A 23,440-nucleotide genomic window follows, 5' to 3' on the forward strand; every position below is an offset into this window, starting at 1 on the left:
GTGGATGCCAACCGGCTGCTGGCCAAGGCCTGGCTGCCTGGGGTCGAGCTGTTCCATGCCGACTTTTCCGGCCAGCCCTTTGGCCGTCACAGCCACGATGCCTTCGCCATCGGTGCCATCCTGCATGGCGTAGGCGGCTACCAGTGCCGGGGTGCGCGGCATGCCCTGCCCGCCGGCACCCTGTCGCTGATGAACCCGGAGGAGCCTCACACGGGACACGCCGAGTCGCCCCGGCTGGTGTACCGGATGCTCTATGTGGAAGAAGCCCGTCTGCCGGCCCTGCTCGGGCGCAAGGCCCTGCCACGGGGGTTTGGCGCGCTCAACCCGGGCGATGACGGTGCCGTGGCCCAGGCCTTGGCACGCCTGGCCGGGGAGTTTGAGCGAGGCGACGCACTGGCGCTGGAAAGCGAGCTGCTGGAGCTGCTGGAACTGGTGTTCGTGCGCCATGGGGGGCTGCGCCCCACGGGCAGCGGTGCGCGCGACGGCGGGGTGACCGGCCAGTTGCGCGATTACCTGGAGTCGCACTACCGCGAGGCAGTGAGCCTGGAGCACCTGGCCAGCCTGCTGCAGCGCCATCCACGCCACCTGATCGAGGCGTTCCGTCGTGCCTACGGAGTGCCACCCCACACCTACCAGCTGCAGCGCCGGGTGCGCGAGGCGAAGCAGCGGCTGCTGGCAGGCGAACCCTTGGCGAGCCTGGCGCTGGAGCTGGGGTTCTACGACCAGGCGCACTTCTCCAGCACCTTCCGCCGTTTCACCGGGGTGACGCCCGGCCGCTTCCGCCGCGAGGCGCTGCGCTGACGGGCGCCCTGCCCGACCCGACTTTCTTCCAATACGCGAGCCCCGGACCCTGGCGAGACTCCACCGCCTTGCCGTGGAGGTCATATGCTCGCTCTGTTCCTGCTGGTCGCCAGCACCCATTTCGCTGCCCTGCTGTCACCCGGTCCGGATTTCTTCCTGTTGTTGCGCGCGGGACTCACCCGTGGGCGCCTGCACGCCGCTGGCTGTGCCTGGGGCATCGCGTTGGCGAACCTGGCGAGCATGCTGCTGGTGTTGCTAGCGCTGAGCCTGCTGCCTGCGGAGGGCGGCTGGGTGTGGCGCGCCCTGCAGCTGCTGGGTGGGGGCTACTTCCTGTGGCTGGGTGCTCAGGCCTTGATGGCGCGGCGCCGGCTCGACCTGCCCGAAGCCAGCGCGGATGCGGGCCTTGGCTCCTGGCGAAGGGGCGTGCTGGAAGGGTTGCTGGCCAGCAGCGTCAATCCGAAGTTGCCGATCTTCTATGCCGGGCTGTTCGGGGTGCTGCGCTCGGCGCAGATGCCCGACTGGGGCCTGGCCCTGTGCATGGCCTGGATGACCCTGGTGGTGCTGGGCTGGGACCTGGGGCTGGTGCGCCTGGTGTCACACCGCCGCTGGCAGGCCTGGCTGCAACGGCGGGTGGTGGCGCTGGATCGGCTGTGTGGCGGGCTGCTGGCGTTGCTGGGGGGCTGGCTGGTGGTCGGGGCTTTCTAGCCGCTGCCGGGCTTTACTGGCGCTCCAGCACCCAGGCGCGCTTGCCGGGGTAGTACTCGGGCATCTCGTCGATCTGGGCGCGGTTGCCGGTCTCGAGGATCTCCAGGCGGTTGCCGTCGTGGACGAAGATCCAGGGTGCGCCCTGGTCGCCGAGTTGCAGCCACATGCTGTCGTTCTCGCCGCTCATTGCGGCACAGTCGCCGGCCAGGCAGAGGGCGAAGCGGTCGGCGCCGGGAAGGCCTTCCAGGCGGCCGTCGGGGTGGAACAGTACCAGGCCGCCCTGCCCCGTGCCTTCGAGGATCTTCCAGGTACCGCCGAGGTAGGTCTTGTAGAGGGCGTATTCGAAGCTGCTGCCTTCCGGTGCGCCGTCGGCGGCGGGTTCGGCCGGGCGTACGAAGTGCTGTTCGGGGAAGTTCTCGCTGGCTTCCTGGATCAGCTGGCGCCCCTTGAGGTTCAGGTGCTCGTGGTAGTCGTCGCCGTAGAAGTCCACCTGCCAGCGGCCCTTGCCCTGGGGTACCAGGCGGCCCTCGCCCAGTTCGAAGCCGTTGCTGTAGTTGGCGGTCCCGGCGTGGGTGTCGAGGCTCCACTCCAGGTTGGGGCCGTAGGCGAGCAGGGCCTCGCGCAACTTGCCTTCACGGGCGGCTTCGTCGATGGCGGTCTGGTTGATCCAGACGCCGCTGGGGTCGCTGGGCGTGCTGGCACAACCGGCCAGCAGGGCGGCGCAGATGAGGGGGATGAGGGCTTGGCGCATGGCGGGGTTCCTTCCTTTGGCCGGTGCAGCGGGCAAGGTGCCCGCTGCGGCCATCGGGTTTACTCGAGGACCAGGATGGCGTCCATCTCGACCTGAGAGCCACGGGGCAGCGCGGCCACGCCGATGGCGGCGCGGGCCGGATAGGGCTGCTCGAAGTAGCGGCCCATCACTTCGTTGACCTTGGCGAAGTGGGACAGGTCGGTGAGGAAGATGTTGAGTTTGACGATGTCCTTGAAGGACCCACCGGCGGCTTCGGCGACGGCCTTCAGGTTCTCGAACACCTGGACGGTCTGGGCTTCGAAGCCTTCCACCAGTTCCATGGTCTTGGGATCGAGGGGGATCTGCCCGGACATGTAGACGGTGTTGCCGGCCTTGATCGCCTGGGAGTAGGTGCCGATGGCGGCGGGAGCCTTGTCGCTGTTGATCACGGTCTTGCTCATGGAAACTCCTTGTACAGGTGAAAGCACCCCGGGCTGTACCCGGATGGGCGCGGTTGGAGACGGGCCTGGCCATGGGCGGGTGTGCCCGGGCGGCCTCGCCTCCGTGGGTTCAGCGGGCTGTCAGGCGCGCACCCGGGTGATGCGGATCACCCCCTTGAGGGCGCGCAGTTTCTTGATGACCCGGGCCAGGTGCACGCGGTCGTGCACGCTGATCACCAGCTGGACGACGCTGATGCGGCCATCGCGCTCGTCCATGCCGATCTTCTCGATGTTGCCGTCGGCGGCGTTGACGCTGCTGGCCAGCAGGGCGATCAGGCCGCGCTGGTGTTCCAGCTCGACGCGCAGCTCGACGTTGAATTCGCCGGTGACGTCCTTGGCCCAGGAGAGTTGCACGCACTTCTCCGGGTTGTGGCGGATGTCGCCGATGTTCTTGCAGCTTTCCAGGTGCACCACCATGCCGCGGCCGGCGGAGAGGTGGCCGACGATGGGGTCGCCGGGGATCGGCGTACAGCACTTGGCGTAGCTGAGGACCAGGCCTTCGGTGCCACGGATCGCCAGCGGGCCCTCGGGGCTGGGCAACTGTTCGCCATCGCTGGCCAGCAGGCGGCGGGCCACGACGTAGGCCATGCGGTTGCCGAGGCCGATGTCTTCCAGCAGGTCTTCCAGCACTTCGAGGCGGTATTCGCCGAGGACGGCCTGGATGCGCTCGGGGGTGATCTTGTCGAGGCTGCTTTCGAAGCCGGCCAGCACCTTGTTCAGCAGGCGTTCGCCGAGGTTGATGGACTCGGAGCGGCGCTGCAGCTTGAGGGCGTGGCGGATGTGGGTGCGGGCCTTGCCGGTGACCACGAAGTTGAGCCAGGCCGGGTTGGGCCGTGCGCCGGGGGCGGTGACGATCTCCACCGTCTCGCCGCTCTGCAGCGGCTCGGACAGCGGCGCCAGGCGACGGTTGATGCGGCAGGCGATGCAGGTGTTGCCGACGTCGGTGTGGACCGCGTAGGCGAAGTCGACCGCGGTGGAGCCCTTGGGCAGCTCCATGATGCGGCCCTTGGGCGTGAAGACGTAGACCTCGTCGGGGAACAGGTCGATCTTCACGCTCTCGATGAATTCGAGGGAGTTGCCGGCACGTTGCTGCAGTTCCAGCACGCCCTTGACCCATTGGCGCGCGCGGGCGTGGGTGCCCTTGGGCTGGTCATCCTCGGCGGACTTGTACAGCCAGTGGGCGGCGATGCCGTTGTTGGCCATCTCTTCCATCTCGCGGGTGCGGATCTGGATCTCGATGGGCACGCCGTGCATGCCGAACAGGGTGGTGTGCAGGGACTGGTAGCCATTGGCCTTGGGAATGGCGATGTAGTCCTTGAAGCGGCCGGGCAGCGGTTTGTACAGGTTGTGCACGGCGCCGAGCACGCGGTAGCAGGTGTCCACCTTGTCGACGATGATGCGGAAGGCGTAGACGTCCATGATCTCGTTGAACGCCCGGCGCTTGCCGCGCATCTTCTTGTAGATGCTGTAGAGGTGCTTCTCGCGGCCGATCACCTCGCCTTCCATGCCTTCGCGGGCGAGGCAATGGGTGAGGGATTCCTCGATCTTGGCGACGATTTCCTTGCGGTTGCCCCGGGCCCGGCGGACGGCGGCGCGGATGCGCTCGGAGCGCATGGGGTGCATGGCCTTGAAGCCGAGGTCCTCGAATTCCACGCGCATGCTGTGCATGCCCAGCCGGTTGGCGATGGGGGCGTAGATTTCCAGGGTTTCCTTGGCGATGCGCCGGCGCTTTTCGCCGGAGAGCACTTCCAGGGTGCGCATGTTGTGCAGGCGGTCGGCCAGCTTGACCAGGATCACGCGGATGTCGCGGGCCATGGCCATGGCCATCTTCTGGAAGTTCTCGGCCTGGGCCTCGGCCTTGGACTCGAAGTTCATCTGGGTCAGCTTGCTGACCCCGTCCACCAGTTCGGCCACGGTATCGCCGAATTGGGCGGTGAGCGCCTCCTTGGCGATGCCGGTGTCCTCGATCACGTCGTGCAGCATGGCGGCCATCAGGCTCTGATGATCCATGTGCATGTCGGCGAGGATGTTGGCGACGGCCAGGGGGTGGGTGACGTAGGCCTCGCCGCTGCGGCGACGCTGCCCGTCATGGGCCTGTTCGGCGTAGTAGTACGCCCGGCGGACCAGGTTGACCTGGTCCGGGCCGAGATAGGTCGAGAGCCGTTCGGCGAAGGTTTCTATGCCAGGCAAGGCAGTTCTCCTTTCCGGCTATGGCCTCCCTGCGCCGTGCGACGTCGACCGGGCATGGGAATCAGAGCGCCTCGTTGGACTCGTCCTCGAAGGCAGCGAACAGCGGCTCTTCTTCCACGATGTCTTCCTGGGCGATGACTTCGTAATCAACCAGGCCGGCGGCGATCTCACGCAGGGCGACGACGGTGGGCTTGTCGTTTTCCCAGGCTACCTTCGGCTCCTTGCCGCCGGTGGCCAGCTGACGGGAACGCTTGGTCGCGAGCATGACCAGCTCGAAGCGGTTATCGACGTTTTCCAGGCAGTCTTCAACGGTAACGCGGGCCATGGTGTTCCTCGTAGCACAGAGTGGGGTGGCGATGGCTTTGCCCGGAACGGGCGGAGCGGACTGGATAGTCTAAAAAATCACCAGCATTAAGGGAAGCGCTGAATGCTCAGCGCTTCCCGGTGGTCATGCTGATCAGGCCAGCAGGCGGGCGAGAAGCGCGCCGTGGGTGATCTGCTGGCTGGCCTGGGCGAGGCGCTGGCTGCGGAAGATCGCGCGTAGGTCTTCCAGGGCGACGGCGAAGTCGTCGTTGATCACCAGGTAGTCGTATTCGACGTAGTGGCTCATCTCGCTGACGGCTTCGCGCATGCGGCGCTCGATGATCTCGGCGCTGTCCTGGCCGCGGTTGTCCAGGCGCTGGCGCAGGGCTTCCTGGCTCGGCGGCAGGATGAAGATGGACTTGGCCTGGGGCATCAGGTGGCGAACCTGCTGGGCACCCTGCCAGTCGATCTCGAGGATCAGGTCGTGGCCTTCGGCGAGTGCCTGCAGCAGCCAGCGCTGGGAGGTGCCGTAGAGGTTGCCGAAGACTTCGGCGTGCTCGATGAAGTCGCCGTGCTCGAGCATGTGCACGAAGGCTTCGCGGCTGACGAAGTGGTAGTTCACACCATCGATCTCGCCGGGTCGCATGCCGCGGGTGGTGTGGGAGACCGAGACGCGGATGCGCGGGTCGGTGTCCACCAGGGCCTTGACCAGGCTGGTCTTGCCGGCGCCGGAGGGGGCCGAGACGATGTACAGGGTGCCGGGGGTGACGGTCATGGATGGGTCTCTTACTCGATGTTCTGCACTTGTTCGCGCATCTGTTCGATCAACACCTTGAGGTTGACCGCAGCCTGGGTGGAGCGTGGGTCGAAGGCCTTGGAGCCGAGGGTGTTGGCTTCGCGGTTGAGTTCCTGCATGAGGAAGTCGAGGCGGCGGCCGGCGGCGCCACCGGCCTTGAGCACGCGGCGCACTTCGGTGATGTGGGTGCCGAGCCGGTCCAGCTCCTCGGCCACGTCGCTCTTCTGCGCCAGCAGCACCAGCTCCTGTTCCAGGCGCTGGGGGTCGAGCTCGGCCTTCATCTCGGCGAAACGGTCGAGGATCTTCTGCCGCTGCAGGCCGAGCATCTGCGGTACCAGTTCTCGCAGGGCGACGACTTCCTCCTGCATGGCGTCGAGGCGCTCGTTGAGCAGGCGGGCCAGGTCGGCACCTTCACGGGCGCGGCCGGTCTTGAGTTCTTCCAGGGCCTTGCCGAAGGCCTCCAGGGCCGCGGCGTTCAGGGCCTGGGGGTCGGCGGCGTCGGCCACCAGCACGCCAGGCCAGGCGAGAATCTCCAGCGGGTTGAGCGGCGCCGGCTGGCTGACCAGGGCGGCCACGGCTTCGGCGGCGGCCACCACCTGGGCGGCTCGCTCGCTGTCGACCTGCAGGGGCTTGCCAGCCTCGGCTTCGGCGAAGCGCAGGGTGCATTCGACCTTGCCGCGGGACAGGCCCTGGCGCAGCGCTTCGCGCACGGCACCCTCCAGGTCGCGGAAGGCTTCTGGCAGGCGCAGGTGGGGTTCGAGGTAGCGGTGGTTGACCGAGCGCAGTTCCCAGCTCAGGGTGCCGTGGGTGCCGGCCTGCTCGACGCGGGCGAAGGCGGTCATGCTGTGCACCATGGGGAGTCCTCTCGGTGTGGGTAAGGGCGGCGATTGTAGCCGACTCCGTGGCCCCTCCCAACGCGATGATGTCCCGGGGGCGGAGGCCCCTCTATAATGGCTGGGATTTTCCCTCCGACAGGTATTCCCAGATGAAACGTCCCAGTGGCCGCGCAGCTGACCAGCTGCGTTCGATCCGCATCACCCGCAACTACACCAAGCATGCCGAAGGCTCGGTGCTGGTCGAATTCGGGGATACCAAGGTGATCTGCACCGCCAGCGTCGAGGCCGGCGTGCCGCGCTTCCTCAAGGGCCAGGGTCAGGGTTGGCTGACTGCCGAATACGGCATGCTGCCCCGCTCCACCGGTGAGCGTAATCAGCGTGAGGCGAGCCGTGGCAAGCAGGGTGGCCGCACCCTGGAGATCCAGCGCCTGATCGGCCGCTCCCTGCGTGCCGCGCTGGACATGAGCAAGCTGGGCGAGAACACCATCTACCTGGACTGCGACGTGATCCAGGCCGATGGCGGCACCCGCACGGCCTCCATCACCGGTGCCATGGTGGCCCTGGTGGATGCGCTGAAGGTACTGAAGAAGCGCGGTGCCCTGAAGGGCGAGCCGCTCAAGCAGATGATCGCTGCCGTCTCCGTCGGCGTTTACCAGGGCGAGCCGGTGCTGGACCTCGATTACCTGGAGGACTCGGCGGCCGAGACCGACCTGAATGTGGTCATGACTGACGGCGGTGGCTTCATCGAAATCCAGGGCACCGCCGAGGGCGAGCCCTTCCAGCCCGAGCAGCTCAATGCCATGCTGGTCCTCGCCCGCCAGGGCATGGACGAACTGTTCCGGATCCAGAAGGCCGCTCTGGCCGACTGACCCGGCCCATCACGACGAGGACGCACCCATGAATGAGCCCACCCCCGTGCAGCAACCGAACCAGGACGTCAGGCAGTGGGCGATGTTCTGCCATTTCGCTGCGTTCCTCGGTGCGGTCTTTCCCTTTGGCAACCTGCTGGGGCCGCTGATCCTCTGGCAGATGAAGAAGGATGTGGACCCCTTCATCGATGCCCAGGGCAAGGAAGCGCTGAACTTCCAAATCACCGTGAGCCTGGCGGGGCTGCTGTGCATCCTGCTGATGTTCGTGGTGATCGGCGTCTTCCTGCTGCCCCTGCTGGGCATTGCCGCGCTGGTGCTGACCATCATCGGTGGCATCAAGGCCAATGAGGGCAAGGACTACCGCTACCCCTTCGCCTGGCGGCCGCTGAAGTAGCGCATGCGCGAACGAAAAAGCCGGCGAATGCCGGCTTTTTTATGTGCGCTGCACTCAGATGCTCAGCAGCCAGTCGTAGTCGACGATCAGCGGAGCGTGCTGGGAGAAGCGCGGCTGGCGAGGCAGGCGGGCACTGCGCACGGTGCGGCGCATGCCGGGCGTGAGGATGTGGTAGTCGAAGCGCCAGCCGAGGTTGAGCATCTCGGCCTGCTCGCTGTCCGGCCACCAGCTGTACTGGTCGCCTTCGCGGCTGACTTCACGCAGGGCATCCACATAACCCATGTTGCCGAACACTTCGTCCATCCACGCGCGCTCGGGCGCCAGGAAGCCGGGGAGCTGCTGGCAGTCGCGCCAGTTCTTCACATCCAGCTTCTGGTGGGCGAGGTAGAGCGACGAGCAATAGATGTACTCGCGACGCTTGCGGCGCTGCTTGTTCAGGTAGTGCGCCAGGTCTTCCATGAACTTGAACTTGTGGTTCAGGTTCTCATCGCCACCCTGGCCCGAAGGCAACAGCAGGGAGGCGATGCTCACTTTGTCGAAATCCGCCTGCAGGTAGCGCCCATAACGATCACAGGACTCGAAACCGAGTCCCCAGATCACTGCCTTGGGTTGCAAGCGCGAATAAAGCGCCACGCCGCCTTGGCTTGGCACTTCAGCATCGCTGGCATAGAGGAAATAGCCATCCAGTTGGAAGGCCGGGTCGTCCAGGTCATAGGCAGAGGCACGGGTGTCTTGCAGGCAGATCACGTCGGCATTCTGTGCTTGCAGCCAGCTGAGGAGTCCTCGCTCGGCTGCAGCATGAATACCATTCACGTTCACACTGATGATCCGCATAAATGGCCCCCAAAAACTCGTGCGTGTATGATACCCGAGCTCTTTCTATTTAGCTAAATCCGTGCCGTCCGGGGCTTTTTCACCATGCAGGCGTATCAGCGCGACTTCATTCGCTTTGCCATCGAACGCGGTGTACTGCGTTTTGGCGAATTCACCCTCAAGTCCGGGCGCACCAGCCCCTATTTCTTCAACGCCGGCCTGTTCAACAGCGGCCTCGCACTGGCTCGCCTGGGGCGCTACTACGCGTCGGCGATCGTCGACAGCGGGCTCTCCTTCGACGTCCTGTTCGGCCCTGCCTACAAGGGCATCCCACTGGCGGCTTCCACCGCCGTGGCGCTGGCTGAACACCATGACCGCGACCTGCCCTGGTGCTTCAACCGCAAGGAAGCCAAGGATCACGGCGAGGGCGGCACCCTGGTCGGCGCACCGCTGGCCGGCCGCGTGCTGATCATTGACGACGTCATCACCGCCGGTACCGCGATCCGAGAGGTCATGCAGATCATCCAGGGCCAGCAGGCTCAGGCTGCGGGCGTGCTGATCGCCCTCAACCGCCAGGAGCGTGGCAAGGGCGAGCTGTCGGCGATCCAGGAAGTGGAGCGTGACTTCGGCATGCCGGTGGTGAGCATCGTGTCCCTGGAGCAGGTGCTGGAATATCTGGCCGGGGATGCTGAACTGAAGTCGTACCTGCCTGCGGTGGAGCGTTACCGCGCAGACTACGGAATCTGACTCTCCAGCGACCACAGGGTGTGCCGATGCTGAAGCCGGGTGCGATCCGACTTGCCTTGATCCTGGGTGCGATGGCACCGCTGGCCGCCCAGGCCGAGCTGTACCGCTACACCAATGAAAAGGGTGTCACCGTACTGGACCGCCTCGGCGTTCCGCCGCAGTTCATCGACAAGGGCTACGAGGTTCTCAACGACCAGGGCCGGGTGGTGAAGACCGTGCCGCCGGCGCCCACCCTTGAGGAACGCCAGCGCATGCAGGCCGACAAGGCCCGTGCTGGCTCCGATGCCCAGCTGCTGCGGCTCTACACCAGCGTCGAGGACGTCGACCGCGCGCTCCAGCGCAAGCTCTCCGAGCTGGACGGGTTGATCACCGTGGCCAGGGGTAACCAGCAGTCCCTGCGTACCCAGCAGGCCAACCTGCAGGCCCAGGCCGCCGACAACGAGCGTGCCGGACGCCAGGTGCCCGAGGCGCTGGTTGCCCAGATCGACAATGTGCGCAGCGAGTACAAGCGCCTCGACGACGACATCGCCCGCTACCAGGACGAGCGCAAGAAAGCCCAGGCGACCTTCGCTGCCGACCGCGCCCGCCTCGCCGAGCTGTTGAACCGCTGAGTCACTCCTCGGCGGCGCAGCGCTCGAAGCCTCTCACCTTTTCCCTCAGCCAGGCTGGCAAGGACCGGCTCGTCCGCGTCGTTGCATCGGCGTGTACGTAGACGATCTCCCCACTGGTCAACGCCTCCTCGCCCCGCCAGATGCCCAGCGCAAACGTCAGGCTCGAACCGCCCAGCCGGCGTGTCCGGATACCCAGGGTAAGCTCGTCGTCGAAGCGGGCCGGCGACAGGTACTCCAGCAGGGTACGCACGGCGAAGAAGTCCCCGCCGTCAGCGACCAGGTCCTGTGGATAACACGAGCCCAGTGCGCGGAAGTACTCGGTGATGGCGACGTCGGCGTAGGTCAGGTAGTGGCCATTGAAGACGATCCCCTGGGGATCGACCTCGGCCCAGCGTACGCGCAGCGGGTGGACGAAGGTGAAGGCGTTCCGGTCGGGTGGTGCGGGCATGGCACGGCTCCTGATGAGGGTGTGCCGAGCATTCTCGTCGGGGTGGAGGGATGCAAGCCGGATCGGGGAAATGAATAAGCCGGATCGCTCCGGCTTATTCGGGTTGGGCTCAGGCGCGGCGGCGGTTGCTGATCAGGGTGCCGACGCCACTGTCGGTGAAGATCTCCAGCAGCACGGCGTTGGGCACACGCCCGTCGATGATGTGCGCGCTGGTGACGCCACCCTGCACCGCGTCGAGGGCGCAGCGGATCTTCGGCAGCATGCCGCCGTAGATGGTGCCGTCGGCGATCAGCTCGTTGACCTGCTCGGTGGTCAGGCCGGTGAGCACCTTGCCTTCCTTGTCCATCAGGCCGGCGATGTTGGTCAGCAGCATCAGCTTCTCGGCTTTGAGGGCCTCGGCCACCTTGCCCGCCACCAGGTCGGCGTTGATGTTGTAGGACTCGCCGTCCTGGCCGACGCCGATGGGGGCGATGACCGGGATGAAGTTGCCCTTCACCAGCATGTTCAGCAGCTCGGTGTTCACGCTGGTCACTTCGCCCACATGGCCGATGTCGATGATCTCCGGCTGGGTCATCTCCGGGGTCTTGCGGGAGACGGTGAGCTTCTTCGCACGGATCAGCTCCGCGTCCTTGCCGGTCAGGCCGATGGCGCTGCCGCCGTGGCGGTTGATCAGGTTGACGATGTCCTTGTTCACCTGGCCGCCGAGCACCATCTCCACCACGTCCATGGTCTGCGCGTCGGTGACGCGCATGCCGTCGATGAAGTGGCTCTCGATGGACAGGCGCTTGAGCAGGTCGCCGATCTGCGGGCCGCCGCCATGCACGACCACCGGGTTGATGCCCACGGCCTTCATCAGGACCATGTCGCGGGCGAACCCGGCTTTCAGCTCGTCGCTTTCCATGGCGTTGCCGCCGTACTTCACGACCAGGGTCTTGCCGACGAAGCGGCGGATGTAGGGCAGTGCTTCGGACAGGACCTGGGCGACTTGGGATGCGGCGTCACGGCTGAGGGTCATGCGGGGCTCCGTGGATCAGAACGGCAGGTTGATATCGGGGGCGATGGCGTAGAGCTGGGCGCGGAACACTTCCTTGATGCGCTCCAGTTCCGCCTCGGAGTCGGCCTCGAAGCGCAGCACCAGCACCGGCGTGGTGTTGGAGGCGCGCACCAGGCCCCAGCCCTTGGGATAGTCGACGCGCACGCCGTCCAGGGTGGTGAGGTTGGCATCGCCCCAGGTGCCGTCGCGCTGCAGGCGCTCGATCAGGCGGAACTTGCTCTCGTCGGTGACGGTGATGTTGATCTCCGGGGTGGAGATGTCCTTCGGGAAGGCGGTGAACACGTGCTCGGCATCGCGCTTGTCCTGGCTGAGGATCTCCAGCAGGCGGGCGGCGCTGTAGATGCCGTCGTCGAAGCCGTACCAGCGCTCCTTGAAGAAGATGTGGCCGCTCATCTCGCCGGCCAGCAGCGCGCCGGTCTCCTTCATCTTCTTCTTGATCAGCGAGTGGCCGGTCTTCCACATCACCGGACGGCCGCCGTAGCCGCTGATGAGGGAGGTCAGGCGGCGGGTGCATTTGACGTCGAAGATGATGTCGGCGCCCGGGTTGCGGGACACCACGTCCTTGGCGAACAGCATCAGCAGGCGGTCGGGGTAGATGATGGTGCCTTCGTTGGTCACCACGCCCACGCGGTCGCCGTCGCCGTCGAAGGCCAGGCCCAGGTCGGCGTTCTCTTCCTTCACCTTGGCGATCAGGTCTTCCAGATTCTCCGGCTTGCCCGGGTCCGGGTGGTGGTTCGGGAAGGTGCCGTCGACGTCGCAGTACAGCGGGATCACGCTGCAGCCCAGGGCCTCGATCAGCTTGGGTGCGATGACGCCGGCCACGCCGTTGCCGCAGTCCACCACCACGCGCATGGGCTTGGCCATGGCGATGTCGTCGCGGATCTGCTGGAAGTAGCGGTCGAGGATCTCGACCTGCTGGACGCTGCCCACGCCAGTGGCCAGGTCGTTGTTCTTGATGCGGGTGTGCAGGGCGGTGATCTGCTCGTTGGCCAGGGTCTCGCCGGCGATGACGATCTTGAAGCCGTTGTAGTCCGGCGGGTTGTGGCTACCGGTGAGCATCACGCCGGACTTGCCGTCCAGTACGTTGGCGGCGAAGTACAGCACCGGGGTCGGCACCATGCCGATGTCGGTGACATGGCAACCGCAGTCCATCAGGCCCTGGATCAGCGCCTGCACCAGCTCGGGGCCGGAGAGGCGGCCGTCGCGGCCGACCGAGACGTTCGGCTCACCACGGGCGAGGCTTTCGGAGCCGATGGCACGGCCTACCCAGTAGGCGGTTTCGGCGGTCAGGGTATCGCCGACCACGCCACGGATGTCGTAGGCGCGGAAAATGCTGGCGGGCAGGTTGGGGGCGGCTTGCGGGGTGCTCATGGCAGGGGTTTGCTCCAATCCCAGGAGGTCCTGGTCTTCGTCGAGAATGTCGATATCGAGGATGTCGGTATCTTGGAAAAGCGGGTTGGCCAGCTCCAGGGGTTCGATCACCTTGGCCGGTGCGGCAGCCGGGGCTGCTGCAGGGCTGGCCTTGCGCTCGTCGCCGACGCTGGGCGCCACCGGTTCCGGTTTGCGCCGCAACTGCCGGGCCAGTGACTGGGCCAGCGTATCCAGCGCCGGCAGCCGCAGGCTGTTGGGTTTGACGCTTTTGCCGCTGGAGAGTTCTTGCACCAGTTGGCTGAGCTGGGTGACGTCTTCCCTCAGCTTGCGCTGCAGGCCGCCATGCACCAGGTACAGGCCGGCCAGGGCGCCCACCAGGGACAGCAGGGCGGCGAGTCCGAGCAGCGGCACCGGCATGCCCGAGCTGCCCAGCTGGCTGCTGGGCGTGAAGGTCAGTTTCCAGTTGGGGTTGCCACTGGCCACGGCGATGGGCGTGCCGTCGGCGGCATTGCCGCGCTGGGCCAGGGTCTGGGCGGGGGCGTTGCCGAACTGCTGGGTGAACTGCAGCTGGCCGGTGCCATCCGGCAGCGGGGCCAGGGCGCTCAGCAGGCGCTCCAGGTCCACCACCAGCAACAGCGTGCCCTGGATCGGGGCGTTGTCGGCCAGGCGGATCGGCGCGGCACTGTAGACCAGCCAGCGCTGGCCAACCTTGTAGGCCTCGGGTGCGGGCTTCTGCCCGCTTTCGGCGCGGCGCAGCATGTCCAGGGCGGCGAAGTTCATCGGTGCTGCGCGCTGGCTGTTCTGCTGGGCCTGACCGGGCAGGTTGAGGTGGGCATCCACCACGGCATTCCAGTAGCCCAGGCCGCGCTCGGCGACCTGCACGCGGGACGGGTCGCCGCTGTTGAGGGCGTCCGCCAGCGCCGGATTGCGGGCGGCGGCGGTGGTGTCGGCAACCAGTTGGCCGAGGGCCTGGCGCAACGAGGCGCCCTGGCTGTCCGCCCAGGCCTGCGCCAGTTGGGCGCGCTGGGCTTTTTCGCCGCTGTCCACCAGGGTGAGCCAGAGCAGCGCACTGCCCGCGGCCACGCCGACGGCGGAGGCGATCAGCCCGGGCATCAGGTCGGTGAGCAGGCCGCTGCCGGCCTTGGCGCCCTTGGCGGGCTCCTTGGCTTCGGTGGGGCTGGCCAGCATGCCGGTGTCGGTGTCCTTGGCATTGCGCTTGAAGAGTTTCACTGAAGGTCTCCCCCGCGATTCATCCTGAGGTCAATGCGGAATCAGTGGCTGCCCGAATGGCCGAAGCCGCCGGCGCCGCGCTCGCTCTGGCCGAACTCGTCGACGAGTTCGAAATGCGCTTGCACGACAGGCACCAAGACTAGCTGGGCCAGGCGCTCGCCGACGGCCAGGGTGAAGGCGCTCTGGCCACGGTTCCAGCAGGACACCATCAGCTCGCCCTGGTAGTCGGAGTCGATCAGGCCCACCAGGTTGCCGAGCACGATGCCGTGCTTATGGCCCAGCCCGGAGCGCGGCAGGATCAACGCGGCCAGGCCCGGGTCGGCGATATGGATCGAGAGGCCGGTGGGAATCAGCACGGTCTGGCCGGGCTCCAGCGTCAGGTCTTCCTTGAGCATGGCGCGCAGGTCGAGGCCGGCGGAACCGGGGGTGGCGTACTGGGGCAGCGGGAATTCGCTGCCGAGGCGGGGGTCGAGGATCTTGGCTTGCAGTGCGTGCATGGAGTCTCAGGCCTGGTTGAGGCGGTCGGCGATGAAGGCAACCAGCTGGCGGGCGATCTTGCCCTTGCTGGTCTGGGAGAAGCTGGTCTGGTGCAGCCCGCGATCGATGATGGTGATCGCGTTCTCCTCGCTGTTGAAGCCGATGCTGGGGTTGGCCACGTCATTGGCAACGATCAGGTCGAGGTTCTTGTCGCGCAGCTTGCGCGAGGCGTACTCCAGCAGGTTCTCGGTCTCGGCGGCGAAGCCGACGCTGAAGGGGCGATCGGGCCGGCCGGCCAGGGTCGCGAGGATATCGGGGTTGCGCACCAGCTGCAGCAGCAGGCCTTCGCCGCTGGTGGGGTCCTTTTTCATTTTGTGCGGTGCGACCACTTCGGGGCGGTAGTCCGCCACGGCAGCCGCGGCGATCAGCAGGTCGCAGGGCATGGCCGCTTCGCAGGCCGCGAGCATGTCGCGGGCGCTGACCACGTCGACCCGGTTGACCCGGTCGGGGGTCGGCAGGTGGACGGGGCCGGTGATCAGGGTGACCTTGGCGCCCGCCTCCACCGCCGCTTCGGCCAGGGCGAAGCCCATCTTCCCGGAGCTGTGGTTGGTGATGTAGCGGACCGGGTCGATGTTCTCCTGGGTCGGACCGGCCGTGATCAGCACGTGGCGGCCGGTCAGTGCCTGGTGTTCGAACAGGTTGGCGGCCTGCTGGGCCAGGTCGTCGGCCTCCAGCATGCGGCCCGGGCCGACATCGCCGCAGGCCTGGCTGCCGGCCGCCGGGCCGAACAGGTGCAGGCCCCGCTGGGCCAGGCACTGGGCATTGGCCTGGGTAGCCGGGTCGCGCCACATGGCCTGGTTCATCGCCGGGGCCAGGGCGACCTTGGCGTCGGTGGCCAGCACCAGGGTGGTCAGCAGGTCGTTGGCCAGGCCCTGGGCCAGGCGCGCCATCAGGTCGGCAGTGGCCGGGGCGATCAGCACCAGGTCGGCCCAGCGGGCGAGCTCGATGTGGCCCATCGCGGCTTCGGCGGCCGGGTCCAGCAGGTCGAGGTGCACGGGGTGGCCGGACAGGGCCTGGAGGGTCAGCGGTGTGATGAACTCGCGGCCGCCCTGGGTCATCACCACCCGGACTTCCGCGCCCTGGTCGCGCAGGCGGCGGATCAGCTCCGCGCTCTTGTAGGCGGCAATGCCGCCCCCCACGCCCAGGACGATGCGTTTCCGATAGAGCCGCTGCATAGGCCTGCCTTAGTAATAGAGGTGGAGTGGTGCGCTGCGGTGTCGGCGCCTCCCCAGGGCCGGATCACCGCGCAAAAAAGGTTGGCTAAGATAGCACAGCGCCCGCATGGGAACAGCGGCGCAGCCGACCAGGGAGGTGTCATGAGCATCCGTCATTGGCCCGCAGCGGAACGCCCGCGGGAGAAGCTACTCGAACAGGGCGCGGCGGCCCTTACCGACGCCGAACTCCTCGCCATTTTCCTGCGCACCGGGCTGCCGGGGCAGAGTGCCGTGGACCTCGCGCGCCAGCTCCTGGTCCAGTTCGGCGGGCTGCGCCCGTTGTTGGAGGCGGACCTGGCCACGTTCTGCCAGCGGCCGGGTCTCGGGCCGGCCAAGTTTGCCCAGTTGCAGGCGGTGCTGGAGATGGCCCGTCGGCACCTGGCCGAGGGATTGCGACGGGATTCGGCACTGGAGAACCCCCGGGCGGTGCGGGATTACCTCAAGGCCCAGTTGCGGCACGAGCCCCACGAAGTGTTCGGCTGCCTGTTCCTCGATACCCGCCACCGGGTGCTGGCCTTCGAGGTGCTGTTCCGCGGCACCATCGACGGCGCCAGTGTCTACCCGCGCCAGGTGGTCAAGCGCGCCCTGGCGCACAACGCCGCCGCGCTCATCCTCACCCACAACCACCCTTCCGGTATCGCCGAACCCAGCCAGGCCGACCGCGACCTGACGCACCGCCTGAAGGATGCGTTGGCGCTGGTGGATGTGCGGGTGCTGGACCACTTCGTGGTGGGCGATGGCGAGCCGCTGTCCCTGGCCGAGTACGGTTGGCTCTAGGCCGCGCTCGCGAGCTGGCGGCGAATGGCTGCCAGCATGCGCCGCCGGATCAGCCCGCTGGCGGGGCGGATGGCCAGCCAGTAGGGGGTGAACAGCAGGCGGCTGCGGCGATCCGGGCAGTGGACGCGCGTCTCCGTGTGCAGGCGAACACCCGCCGGGCGTGGTGAGCAGTGGAAGGTCATCACCAGCTTGGCGACGCCCGGTTCCTCATACCTCATGAAGGCCTGTGCGTCAGGGACCGCTTCCAGACCGAAATCCGTACGCCAGAAGCGCCCGATCAGGCCGTAGGCCATTGCCTGGTCGCCGTCGCGTTCCAGCAGTGTGAACTCATGCAGGCCGAAGGCCGGCCGGGCCTCCAGTGCGTTGCGCCAGCCCAGTCGGTTGGCCAGGCGCGCGGGGGCTTCGCGCAGGCGGAGCAGGCTCCTGACCAGCGGATCGTCGTGGGTGGAGAGCTGGCTGGCAGCGTCCAGCGCCTGTGCAGCGGAAGTGTCCAGGTCGAGGTGATGACGCTCCACGAACTGGAAATTCGGCAGGTAGCGCTCGGCCAGCTCGTTCAAGGCGCCAGCTCCACCTTGGAGAAGTCCTGCCGGCCGAAGGGGTTGGCCTCATAGCCGCGCACATTGGCACGCACCAGGGCGAATGCCGTGGGGTGGGCCAGGGGCAGCCACAGGGCCTGCTCATGGATGATCGCCTGGGCTCGGGCGTAGAAATCGCTGCGCGCCGTGGTGTCCGGCGTGGCCTTGGCCTGGCTGATCAACTGGTCGAGGTCCGGGTTGCAGTAGCGGGCGAAGTTCAGGCCCGACTGCACCGAGGCGCAGGCGAATTGAGGCGTGAGGAAGTTGTCCGGGTCGCCGTTATCGCCCGCCCAGCCCATGAACAGCAGGTCGTGCTCGCCGGCCTTGGCGCGCCGGATCAGTTCGCCCCACTCGATGACGCGGATGTCGGCGCGGATGCCCACCTTAGCCAGGTCGGCCTGCAGCATCTGCGCACCCAGGTTCGGGTTGGGGTTGAGCACGCTGCCGGAGGGGCGTGTCCACAGGGTGGTGCTGAAACCGTCCGGCAACCCGGCTTCGGCCAGCAGTGCCTTGGCCTTGCCAGGGTCGTAGGCATAGCCAGGCAGGTCCTTGGCGTAGCCCCAGGTGGTGGGCGGGAACGGGCCGTCAGCCGGTGTGGCGGTGCCTTCGAACACGGCCTTTATATAGCTGGCCTTGTCGAAGGCAAGATTGATCGCCTGGCGCACCTTGGCCTGGTCCAGTGGCGGATGCTGGCTGTTCAGCGCGACGAAGGCGGTCATGAAGGCCGGGGTCTCCACGACCCGCAGGTTGCTGTCCTGGCGTGCCTGCCCCACATCCAGGGGCTTGGGCGACAGGGCGATCTGGCATTCGTCCCGGCGCAGCTTCTGCAGGCGCACATTGGCATCCGGGGTGATGGCGAACACCAGGTTGTCCACCGCCGGCTTGCCGGCGAAGTAGTCCGGGTTGGCGCTGTAGCGGATCGCCGCGTCCTTCTGGAAGCGCTTGAACACGAAGGGGCCGGTGCCGATGGGCTGGGCGTTGAGCTTCTCCGGCGTACCGGCTTTCATCAGCTGGTCGGCGTACTCGGCGGAATAGATAGAAGCGAAGCCCATGCTGAGCATCGCCAGGAAGGTGGCATCGGGGTGGGTCAGGTTGAAGCGGACGGTGTGCGCGTCGACCTTCTCCACCGAGCGCACCAGGCCCGGCAGCTGCATGGACTGGGCGTGGGGGAAGCCGCTTTGCGCCACCTTGTGCCAGGGGTTGGCCGGGTCGAGCATGCGCTGGAAGCTGAACAGCACGTCGTCGGCATCCAGCTCGCGGCTCGGGGCGAAGTAGTCGGTGCGGTGGAAACGCACCCCCGGGCGCAGATGGAAGCTGTAGCTGAGGCCGTCCTCGGACACCTCCCAGCGCTCGGCCAGGCCCGGCACCAGGCGGGCGGCCTGGGCATCGAATTCCACCAGGCGGTTCATCAGCACGTCGGCCGAGGCGTTGGTGGTGGTCAGGGCGTTGTACTGCACCACGTCGAACCCGTCCGGGCTGGCTTCGGTGCACACGCTCAGGTTGGCCGCCTGTGCCAGCAGCGGGGCGAACAGCAGGGGGAGCAGGGCAAGGCGCATGGCGGACTCCTCGGGATGCGTTGGCCAGGAGGCGAACGCTAGCCCAGCCAGCGCGATGGGGCAATCGCAGTTGCCGACGAATGGTCGCCAGGGCGAGGCGCCCCGCCTCGCGGCGGAACGCACGCCGTGGGCGGGCGGCAGGGTGTGGGTAAGTTGGTGGAGCCCTTGCTGCACTAGGGGTGTTCTGGTATAAAGCAGCGCTCTTTTATGGGGCCCGGTCTTTCGCAATCACTGTGCGGCCGGTAAGACCCTGACGAGACGGGCGCTAAACACGCCCACAATTGAGAGTTCAAGCGGCCAACCCATGCCGGGTTGGGCATGAGGTTTAGAGGGCTGAGGCATGTCTAGAGTCTGTCAAGTAACCGGTAAGGGTCCGGCTACCGGGAACAACATTTCCCACGCAAACAACAAAACCCGTCGTCGTTTCCTGCCGAACCTGCAGCACCATCGCTTCTGGGTCGAGTCCGAGAAGCGCTTCGTGCGTCTGCGCGTTTCCGCCAAGGGCATGCGCATCATCGACAAGCGTGGCATTGACGTCGTTCTGTCCGAGCTGCGCGCTCGCGGCGAAAAGGTTTAAGGAGCAAATCATGCGTGAACTGATCCGTTTGGTGTCCAGCGCCGGTACCGGCCACTTCTACACCACCGACAAGAACAAGCGCACCACTCCCGACAAGATCGAGATCAAGAAGTACGATCCTGTCGTGCGTAAGCACGTGATCTACAAGGAAGCCAAGATCAAGTAATTGATCCGGCCCTTGCGAAAAGCCCGCCTTATGGCGGGCTTTTTCATGCCTGCGATTTGGCGTGCCAGACGCAGGACATAAAAAAGCCCGCTTTCGCGGGCCAGGGGTGACAAGCATCGGGTCTCGGCAGGCTTATCTGGCCTGCTCGAAGATGACGTAGACCTTGCGGCAGGCTTCCAGCACTTCCCAGGTGCCGGAGAAGCCGGCCGGGATCACGAAGCGGTCGCCCGCCCGCACGGTCTTGGCGTTGCCGGCGGCGTCGCGGATGACGGAGACGCCCTGGAGGATCTCGCAGTACTCATGCTCGGTGTAGCTCACCGTCCACTGACCGACCGCGCCCTCCCAGATGCCGACGTTGAACTGCCCGCAGGGGCTGCCGTAGTGGTTGCGCACACTCTGTTCGGGGTCGCCCTTGAGGATCTTCTCGGGCGCGGGGCGGTAGTGCTCGGCGGTGGCGGGGCTGGTGGCGAAGTCGACGATGGATTCGATGTTCATGGCGATTCCGTAGCGGCGTTGTGGAGGTCGCGCGGGGCGGCCTGTTTCTTATTCTGCCCGGCAGGTGTTCGGAATCCCGCCATGCACGGTGGCGGGAAATGCGGAACGCGGGCGTACCGGTCCTGAGTCTATGTTTAATAAAATGAACATTACAAGGCCCCTGCTCCCGGCAGTGTCAAAAATATTGAAAATCCAGGGGCCTCTGGTTTAGGGTGTCGCACAGCTTTGGCCGCGTGTAGGCCTTGCAGAATTCTTGACAGTGTCGGTCCCTCCCCTGCCGGCACTTCCACTAATAAAAGTAAGAGGAACGCCCCATGACCACCCTCACTCGTGCCGACTGGGAACAGCGCGCCAAGTCCCTGCAGATCGAGACCCGCGCCTTCGTCCATGGCGAATACACCCCGGCTGCATCCGGTGCCACCTTCGAGTGCATCAGCCCTGTGGATGGTCGTGTGCTGGGCCTGGTTGCCAGCTGTGACCTGGCCGACGCCGAGGTGGCGGTCAAGGATGCCCGCGCCACTTTCGAATCCGGTGTCTGGTCGCGCCTCGCCCCGGTGAAGCGCAAGGAAGTGATGATCCGCTTCGCCGACCTGCTGGACGCCCATGCCGAAGAGCTGGCCCTGCTGGAAACCCTGGACATGGGCAAGCCGATCGGCGACTCGCTGAACATCGACGTGCCGTCAGCGTCCCGCGCCATCCGCTGGAGCGGCGAGGCCATCGACAAGATCTACGACGAAGTCGCCGCCACCCCGCACAACGAGCTGGGCCTGGTGACCCGCGAGCCGGTGGGCGTGGTCGCCGCCATCGTGCCGTGGAACTTCCCCCTGCTGATGACCTGCTGGAAGCTCGGCCCGGCGCTGGCCACCGGCAACTCCATCATCCTCAAGCCGTCCGAGAAGTCGCCGCTGACCGGCATCCGCATCGCCCAGCTGGCCATCGAGGCCGGCATCCCCGCGGGCGTGTTCAACGTGCTGCCGGGCTTCGGCCACACCGTCGGCAAGGCCCTGGCCCTGCACATGGACGTCGACACCCTGGTGTTCACCGGCTCCACCAAGATCGCCAAGCAACTGATGATCTACGCCGGCGAATCCAACATGAAACGCGTCTGGCTGGAAGCCGGCGGCAAGAGCCCGAACATCGTCTTCGCCGACGCCCCGGACCTCAAGGCTGCCGCCGAGTCCGCCGCCGCCGCCATCGCCTTCAACCAGGGCGAGGTCTGCACCGCCGGCTCGCGCCTGCTGGTGGAGAACTCCATCAAGGAGAAGTTCGTGCCCATGGTGGTCGAGGCCATCAAGGGCTGGAAGCCGGGCAACCCGCTGGACCCGGCCACCAACGTCGGCGCACTGGTGGACACCACCCAGATGAACAACGTGCTGTCCTACATCCAGGCTGGCCATGACGACGGCGCCAAGCTGGTGGCCGGCGGCAAGCGCGTGATGGAAGAGACCGGCGGCACCTACGTCGAGCCGACCATCTTCGACGGCGTGACCAACGCCATGCGCATTGCCAAGGAAGAGATCTTCGGGCCGGTACTGTCGGTGATCGGCTTCGACAACGAGGCCGAGGCCGTCGCCATCGCCAACGACACCATCTACGGCCTGGCGGCTGCGGTGTGGACCAGCAACCTGTCCCGCGCCCACCTGGTGGGCAAGGCCCTGCGGGCCGGCAGCGTGTGGATCAACCAGTACGACGGCGGCGACATGACCGCGCCGTTCGGTGGCTTCAAGCAGTCCGGCAACGGTCGCGACAAGTCCCTGCACGCGTTCGACAAGTACACCGAGCTGAAGGCCACCTGGATCAAGCTCTGAACAACGGCGGTCTGACCGCCTGACACGGCGCGGCCGGTTCCGGTCGCGCCAAGGTCCGCCCTCCTCTCGGGGAGGGCCGGCTCCGCGAGAGCCACACCTGCGGCCGGGTTTCCCTTCGGGAGCCCGGCCGTTTTTGCTTTTCCGCCAGCCAGTAGCCGTAAACGGGAGGAACACCGTCATGCGTTGGGGCACCTATTTCGCCGTGTGTGGCGCCGTCATCAGCATCGGCCTGGCGCTGGGCGTGACCATGCCACTGGTGTCGCTGCGCCTGGAGAGCTGGCACTACGGCTCGTTCGCCATCGGCGTCATGGCCGCCACCCCGGCGGTGGGCGTGCTCCTCGGCGCCTCCCTGGCCGGACGCCTGGCGGCGCGCTTCGGCACCGTCCCGCTGATGCAGCTGTGCCTGCTGCTGGGGGCAGCCTCGGTGGCGCTGCTGGCGCTGGTGCAGAGTTACCCGGTCTGGTTGCTGCTGCGGTTGTTCATCGGCGTGGCGCTGACCGTGGTGTTCATCCTCGGCGAGAGCTGGATCAACCAGCTGGCGGTGGAGCAGTGGCGTGGCCGCCTGGTGGCGCTGTACGGCACCGGCTATGCGCTGAGCCAGCTGTCCGGCCCCCTGCTGCTGACCCTGCTGGGCAGCGACACGGACCGCGGCTTCTGGACCGGCACCGGCCTGTTGATCGGCGGTTCGCTGCTCTTGCTCGGGCGGGGCGGCGCGCCCCAGGTCGACGAGCACGGCGCCTCCGGGCGTGGCCTCTGGGTCTTCTGCCAGCGTATGCCGACCATCGCCTGGGCGGTGGTGCTGTTTGCGGCCTTCGAAGCGATGATGCTCACCCTGTTGCCCGTCTACGGCCTGCGCCAGGGCTTCACCCAGGAGGTGGCCCTGCTGATGGCCAGCGTGGTGGTGGTGGGTGATGCGGCCCTGCAATTGCCCATCGGCTGGATGGCGGACCGAGTACCCCGGCGTGCGCTGTTCCGGGCCTGCGGCCTGGCCCTGCTGCTGTCCAGCCTGAGCGTGCCGCTGGTGCTGCACACGGTGCTGATCTGGCCGGTGTGGGTGGTGTTCGGTGCCAGCGCCGGCGGGCTGTTCACCTTGGCGCTGATCCTGATCGGCGAGCGTTTCCGGGACGATGAGCTGGTGCGGGCCAATGCCCATGTCGCCCAGCTCTGGGGCATCGGCTGCCTGATCGGGCCGCTGGTGACCGGCGCCGCCAGCCAGTGGATCAGCGGTCATGCGCTGCCGCTGATGATGGCCGTGGGGGCAGCGGGGTTCGTCTGGCTGGCCTGGACCCGGGAGCCGATGGGCGAAGACGCCCCGGCCGGCTCCCCGGGCGCCTGAG

The 23,440-nt window shown here is 66.7% G+C and carries 26 protein-coding genes; 11 read left to right on the top strand and 15 right to left on the bottom strand.

Annotation, left to right across the window (positions count from 1 at the left end):
* Window positions 1-801, top strand: coding sequence for an AraC family transcriptional regulator (locus tag RTK35_RS07505; RefSeq protein WP_253122027.1), 801 nt, complete (start codon window positions 1-3; stop codon window positions 799-801).
* An 84-nt stretch (window positions 802-885) separates the two neighbouring features.
* On the top strand, window positions 886-1,506 hold the full coding sequence (locus RTK35_RS07510) for a LysE family translocator (protein ID WP_160480723.1): 621 nt from the start codon (window positions 886-888) through the stop codon (window positions 1,504-1,506).
* A 13-nt stretch (window positions 1,507-1,519) separates the two neighbouring features.
* Here RTK35_RS07510 and RTK35_RS07515 read toward each other — a convergent pair whose 3' ends face one another.
* From RTK35_RS07515 to RTK35_RS07540, 6 genes are all read right to left on the bottom strand, one after another.
* Window positions 1,520-2,257: a hypothetical protein gene (locus RTK35_RS07515; RefSeq protein WP_301151399.1), complete on the bottom strand. Its 738-nt coding sequence runs from the start codon at window positions 2,255-2,257 to the stop codon at window positions 1,520-1,522.
* A gap of 59 nt (window positions 2,258-2,316) precedes the next feature.
* Window positions 2,317-2,697, bottom strand: a complete 381-nt coding sequence (locus RTK35_RS07520; protein ID WP_044400660.1) for a RidA family protein — start codon at window positions 2,695-2,697, stop codon at window positions 2,317-2,319.
* 120 nt (window positions 2,698-2,817) lie between these two features.
* Window positions 2,818-4,926, bottom strand: coding sequence for a bifunctional GTP diphosphokinase/guanosine-3',5'-bis pyrophosphate 3'-pyrophosphohydrolase (spoT, locus tag RTK35_RS07525; protein WP_044400662.1), 2,109 nt, complete (start codon window positions 4,924-4,926; stop codon window positions 2,818-2,820).
* 61 nt (window positions 4,927-4,987) lie between these two features.
* A complete protein-coding gene (gene rpoZ / locus RTK35_RS07530; protein ID WP_044400664.1) occupies window positions 4,988-5,251 on the bottom strand; it encodes a DNA-directed RNA polymerase subunit omega in 264 nt (87 codons plus the stop codon).
* A gap of 132 nt (window positions 5,252-5,383) precedes the next feature.
* Window positions 5,384-6,004 (bottom strand): guanylate kinase, encoded by a 621-nt coding sequence (gene gmk / locus RTK35_RS07535; protein ID WP_107329324.1) that lies wholly within the window; start codon window positions 6,002-6,004, stop codon window positions 5,384-5,386.
* Between the two features lie 11 nt (window positions 6,005-6,015).
* The gene (locus RTK35_RS07540) at window positions 6,016-6,879 is read right to left on the bottom strand and encodes a YicC/YloC family endoribonuclease (protein WP_044400669.1); all 864 of its coding nucleotides are present in this window, start codon (window positions 6,877-6,879) and stop codon (window positions 6,016-6,018) included.
* A gap of 131 nt (window positions 6,880-7,010) precedes the next feature.
* Here RTK35_RS07540 and rph point away from each other — a divergent pair, with 131 nt between their 5' ends.
* Entirely contained in the window at window positions 7,011-7,730 is a 720-nt protein-coding gene (gene rph, locus RTK35_RS07545) for a ribonuclease PH (protein WP_279812513.1), read from the top strand.
* A gap of 28 nt (window positions 7,731-7,758) precedes the next feature.
* Window positions 7,759-8,124, top strand: coding sequence for a DUF4870 domain-containing protein (locus RTK35_RS07550; protein ID WP_044400674.1), 366 nt, complete (start codon window positions 7,759-7,761; stop codon window positions 8,122-8,124).
* Between the two features lie 54 nt (window positions 8,125-8,178).
* Here the strand turns inward: RTK35_RS07550 and RTK35_RS07555 are convergent, their stop codons facing one another.
* Window positions 8,179-8,958, bottom strand: coding sequence for an exodeoxyribonuclease III (locus RTK35_RS07555; RefSeq protein ID WP_044400676.1), 780 nt, complete (start codon window positions 8,956-8,958; stop codon window positions 8,179-8,181).
* An 84-nt stretch (window positions 8,959-9,042) separates the two neighbouring features.
* Here RTK35_RS07555 and pyrE point away from each other — a divergent pair, with 84 nt between their 5' ends.
* Both pyrE and RTK35_RS07565 read left to right on the top strand, forming a co-directional pair.
* Complete coding sequence (gene pyrE / locus RTK35_RS07560) at window positions 9,043-9,684, top strand: orotate phosphoribosyltransferase (RefSeq protein WP_044400679.1); 642 nt, start codon at window positions 9,043-9,045, stop codon at window positions 9,682-9,684.
* A gap of 26 nt (window positions 9,685-9,710) precedes the next feature.
* Window positions 9,711-10,295, top strand: a complete 585-nt coding sequence (locus RTK35_RS07565) for a DUF4124 domain-containing protein (protein WP_316907718.1) — start codon at window positions 9,711-9,713, stop codon at window positions 10,293-10,295.
* A 1-nt stretch (window position 10,296) separates the two neighbouring features.
* Here the strand turns inward: RTK35_RS07565 and RTK35_RS07570 are convergent, their stop codons facing one another.
* The 5 genes from RTK35_RS07570 to coaBC all read right to left on the bottom strand — a co-directional run bounded on the left by RTK35_RS07570 (window position 10,297) and on the right by coaBC (window position 16,110).
* Window positions 10,297-10,743, bottom strand: a complete 447-nt coding sequence (locus tag RTK35_RS07570; RefSeq protein ID WP_316907719.1) for a thioesterase family protein — start codon at window positions 10,741-10,743, stop codon at window positions 10,297-10,299.
* A 109-nt stretch (window positions 10,744-10,852) separates the two neighbouring features.
* Window positions 10,853-11,758: an acetylglutamate kinase gene (gene argB / locus RTK35_RS07575; RefSeq protein WP_044400686.1), complete on the bottom strand. Its 906-nt coding sequence runs from the start codon at window positions 11,756-11,758 to the stop codon at window positions 10,853-10,855.
* A gap of 15 nt (window positions 11,759-11,773) precedes the next feature.
* Window positions 11,774-13,168 (bottom strand): phosphomannomutase/phosphoglucomutase, encoded by a 1,395-nt coding sequence (gene algC, locus RTK35_RS07580; protein WP_316907816.1) that lies wholly within the window; start codon window positions 13,166-13,168, stop codon window positions 11,774-11,776.
* A 1,271-nt stretch (window positions 13,169-14,439) separates the two neighbouring features.
* Window positions 14,440-14,895 carry a dUTP diphosphatase gene (gene dut, locus RTK35_RS07585; RefSeq protein ID WP_044400693.1) on the bottom strand — a complete coding sequence of 152 codons (456 nt, stop codon included), beginning with the start codon at window positions 14,893-14,895 and terminating at the stop codon, window positions 14,440-14,442.
* 6 nt (window positions 14,896-14,901) lie between these two features.
* Window positions 14,902-16,110 carry a bifunctional phosphopantothenoylcysteine decarboxylase/phosphopantothenate--cysteine ligase CoaBC gene (gene coaBC / locus RTK35_RS07590; protein ID WP_074966954.1) on the bottom strand — a complete coding sequence of 403 codons (1,209 nt, stop codon included), beginning with the start codon at window positions 16,108-16,110 and terminating at the stop codon, window positions 14,902-14,904.
* A gap of 141 nt (window positions 16,111-16,251) precedes the next feature.
* Here coaBC and radC point away from each other — a divergent pair, with 141 nt between their 5' ends.
* Complete coding sequence (gene radC, locus RTK35_RS07595) at window positions 16,252-16,926, top strand: RadC family protein (RefSeq protein WP_069559568.1); 675 nt, start codon at window positions 16,252-16,254, stop codon at window positions 16,924-16,926.
* On the opposite strand, the gene RTK35_RS07600 is transcribed toward radC, so the two are convergent.
* Window positions 16,923-17,483 carry a DUF2867 domain-containing protein gene (locus RTK35_RS07600; RefSeq protein ID WP_172432270.1) on the bottom strand — a complete coding sequence of 187 codons (561 nt, stop codon included), beginning with the start codon at window positions 17,481-17,483 and terminating at the stop codon, window positions 16,923-16,925. The genes radC and RTK35_RS07600 overlap by 4 nt on opposite strands.
* Window positions 17,480-19,057 (bottom strand): ABC transporter substrate-binding protein, encoded by a 1,578-nt coding sequence (locus tag RTK35_RS07605; protein ID WP_316907720.1) that lies wholly within the window; start codon window positions 19,055-19,057, stop codon window positions 17,480-17,482. Before RTK35_RS07605 ends, RTK35_RS07600 begins: the two co-directional genes overlap by 4 nt.
* A 340-nt stretch (window positions 19,058-19,397) precedes the next feature.
* On the opposite strand from RTK35_RS07605, the gene rpmB reads away from it, so the two are divergent.
* Together rpmB and rpmG are read left to right on the top strand one after the other, a co-directional pair.
* Window positions 19,398-19,634 carry a 50S ribosomal protein L28 gene (gene rpmB, locus RTK35_RS07610; protein ID WP_044400708.1) on the top strand — a complete coding sequence of 79 codons (237 nt, stop codon included), beginning with the start codon at window positions 19,398-19,400 and terminating at the stop codon, window positions 19,632-19,634.
* Between the two features lie 10 nt (window positions 19,635-19,644).
* On the top strand, window positions 19,645-19,800 hold the full coding sequence (gene rpmG, locus RTK35_RS07615) for a 50S ribosomal protein L33 (protein WP_012703270.1): 156 nt from the start codon (window positions 19,645-19,647) through the stop codon (window positions 19,798-19,800).
* 132 nt (window positions 19,801-19,932) lie between these two features.
* On the opposite strand, the gene RTK35_RS07620 is transcribed toward rpmG, so the two are convergent.
* Window positions 19,933-20,295, bottom strand: a complete 363-nt coding sequence (locus tag RTK35_RS07620) for a cupin domain-containing protein (RefSeq protein WP_316907721.1) — start codon at window positions 20,293-20,295, stop codon at window positions 19,933-19,935.
* A gap of 314 nt (window positions 20,296-20,609) precedes the next feature.
* On the opposite strand from RTK35_RS07620, the gene RTK35_RS07625 reads away from it, so the two are divergent.
* Both RTK35_RS07625 and RTK35_RS07630 read left to right on the top strand, forming a co-directional pair.
* Entirely contained in the window at window positions 20,610-22,103 is a 1,494-nt protein-coding gene (locus tag RTK35_RS07625) for an aldehyde dehydrogenase (RefSeq protein ID WP_044400721.1), read from the top strand.
* 178 nt (window positions 22,104-22,281) lie between these two features.
* Window positions 22,282-23,439: an MFS transporter gene (locus tag RTK35_RS07630; RefSeq protein WP_044400724.1), complete on the top strand. Its 1,158-nt coding sequence runs from the start codon at window positions 22,282-22,284 to the stop codon at window positions 23,437-23,439.
* Window position 23,440 lies beyond the last annotated feature (1 nt).

The sequence above is a fragment of the Pseudomonas sp. zfem003 genome, from assembly GCF_032621675.1.
GTDB classification, from domain to species: Bacteria; Pseudomonadota; Gammaproteobacteria; order Pseudomonadales; family Pseudomonadaceae; genus Metapseudomonas; species Metapseudomonas otitidis.